This is a genomic window from Hymenobacter agri (assembly GCF_054778495.1).
In genome coordinates, this window is record NZ_BAAGZM010000648.1 from 1 (window position 1) to 2,290 (window position 2,290).

At 55.3% G+C, this 2,290-nt stretch carries 4 protein-coding genes and 1 tRNA gene; 1 reads left to right on the forward strand and 4 read right to left on the reverse strand.

The genetic code is table 11. The features are described 5' to 3' along the window. The 4 genes from ACYVDE_RS20575 to ACYVDE_RS20590 all read right to left on the reverse strand — a co-directional run. Window positions 1–297, reverse strand: a 297-nt coding sequence (locus ACYVDE_RS20575; RefSeq protein WP_460503410.1) for a hypothetical protein, incomplete at its 3' end; no start/stop codon positions are given. 2 nt (window positions 298–299) lie between these two features. After that, complete coding sequence (locus tag ACYVDE_RS20580; protein ID WP_460503411.1) at window positions 300–776, reverse strand: hypothetical protein; 477 nt, start codon at window positions 774–776, stop codon at window positions 300–302. Window positions 777–1,015: 239 nt separating this feature from the next. Beyond that, window positions 1,016–1,090: transfer RNA gene (locus ACYVDE_RS20585), tRNA-Asp, on the reverse strand. A gap of 455 nt (window positions 1,091–1,545) precedes the next feature. Beyond that, window positions 1,546–1,842 (reverse strand): hypothetical protein, encoded by a 297-nt coding sequence (locus ACYVDE_RS20590; RefSeq protein ID WP_460503412.1) that lies wholly within the window; start codon window positions 1,840–1,842, stop codon window positions 1,546–1,548. A 337-nt stretch (window positions 1,843–2,179) separates the two neighbouring features. Here ACYVDE_RS20590 and ACYVDE_RS20595 point away from each other — a divergent pair. Next, window positions 2,180–2,290 (forward strand): Y-family DNA polymerase (locus ACYVDE_RS20595; protein WP_460503413.1); only part of this gene is annotated, 111 nt, incomplete at its 3' end.

Consider the following 2,290-nt stretch of genomic DNA (forward strand, 5'->3'; position numbering starts at 1 on the left):
GGCAGCGGCTCCGGCGGCGGCGAGAAAATCCGCGCCCGAAGCCGCGCCGAGGCGGGCGTTCTGCAACGCCCCGGCCTGCACCATGCCGAGGCGATTCTGCATTCCACCCATGCCAAGCAGGCGCGAAGTACCGGCGGCCTGCCGGGACATGGCAAGCTGTTCGCGTTCTTCGGGTGTCGAAGAATCTTGCAGCCGCAGTTCGTCGGCTTTCTTCTGCTGTTGATGGGCCTGGTAGGCTTTGTAGCCTGCGGTTCCAAGCCCGATAATTGCTGTGGTAATTGCGCCTCCGGCCGGCATCGCTAAGGTGTTTTAGAGTGGAGAATGATGGGGCGGTTGGTTTTAGGGTGTAGAACGGGGTCAGCGACGGCGGTAAAGCCGAGGCGGGCAATGAAGTCACAGGCCGGCAGGTTGTGGGAGTAAAGCCAACTCCAAGCGGCTGTGTTGTTTTTTAATATGGCATTGATGAGTCCGGCAAGTTCCGCCACTAAGGCCGGGGTGCGGTACTCCCGGCCCAGCCCGAACGTGACGAGGTAGTTGCTTTCGTGCTCCACCCCCACCATGCCCACGAATCCATCCACCCCCGGCAGTTGCAGCCCGTAGAGCACGAAGTCGTCCCCGCATCCCCGCAGGGCCTCCACGGTGTCGGTGACGGCTTCGGCCAGCGTACACGGGGCAATGACGTGCCAGCGCGTGAGCAGGTCAGGGTCGCGCCGGTACACGGCCTTCACGGCGCTTGCCCACTGGTGGGGCGGCAAGGGGCGATGAGTTAATGTCATGCGGCTACGGTAGCCGAGGGGCAGGGAGGTATCAGCAGATGTTGTGCTCTTTTGCAAGATAAGCACTGGTTGCCAATTTGCAACTGTGTTATAGTTATAATTAACGGTGTTGCAAAACAACTTCATTTTGATTTTCCTTTTCTTTTTGGAAGGAATCATTAGAAAATGCCTCAACATGCCCCGGAGTATGCCCCGTAAACACAAAAACGCCCCTAGCGTGATGCTAAGGACGTTTTTTGCTGTAGAGAGAGGACTCGAACCTCTAATGTACTAGCGAGATAGGCTAGCGCGTCTGCCAGTTCCGCCACCCCACAAGGATTGGTAATTCAAACTTAAACTAATTTTTGGCAATAAGCAAATATTTAATAAGATTATTTTCTTGTTAATAGTTGAATAATGTATAAAATTCGGCCATTAGTCGGCCAGACTTGGCTAGCAAATCCCGCTCTATTAGTCAAAATCACAGATTTTCACTTGGCCAACGTCTCAGTTTCTCCCATCCGAAGATGAAGCTAAGGTAGGGCATGAAAAAAGAGAAAACAACATGAAATCCATTGCCCACGTCAAAAAAATGCGTCAGCTCTTTTTTTGGTAATGGCTGAATGTCAATCAAGTATCAGTGCAAAGGTTAGCGCAAACGGGCGTTTGGGTAGCAGCCGGACACCCCGTTTGGAAAAGCCGGGGCCGTGGTTTTTTGCCCGCCGTGAAGGCCGTTTCGGGCCGCTCCGGCAGATGCTTCAGGACCCGCGAACGGCTTAATCTTCAAGCCTCAGGGATAGAGGGTGCAGTGCAGCTCGCTGGATGAAACAGTCCCCGTCCAGACGTGCAGCTTGCGGGACCAGTCATCCGGTTCGATAGAATAAACCGCGCGCAGCACGCAGTCAAGCTTATCGGGGCCGTGCGGTTTTTTGGAAAAAACTGCCGGCCACGCTGGCCACTTGCCCTCGCCCGAGAAATCAACGTCGAATACGAAAAAGCCTTGCGGGGCAATGCTGAAATACGCAGGAACGTTCTTTTCCCAAATCCCGGGCAATTTTTTCAGGACTTGCTTACGGCCATCCTGCAAGGAGGTAATTTCAAAAAATAGCCCGTAATAGCCCCAGCTGTACTGCTCATCCCATATCTGAATGAATGGTCGGATGTGTTGTGCAGAATGACGTGGAACTGCCGGGCATAAATCGTAGCCGCAATGCCATCATGGGCGTAGGAAAGGGGCACAATGCTGACCGCGAGGCCGGCGGCGGCCGGCACCTGCGCAGCCGCAACCAAGCCCCACAAACAAAATAAGACGGTGAGCCAAGCGTGGCGGCTGAGCATAGGGGCAGGAGCGAAAGCCGGAAATGAGCGCCGCTGGTGCAGCGGCTGGTAACTTCGTCCGGCTAAATATACTGCGCTGCCTTTTTGTGAACCCCGCCGCTTTTCGCAAGATTATTCACCTCGACATGGACGCGTTTTACGCCTCCGTGGAGCAGCGCGACGCGCCCGACCTGCGCGGCCGGCCCGTGGTGCTGGTG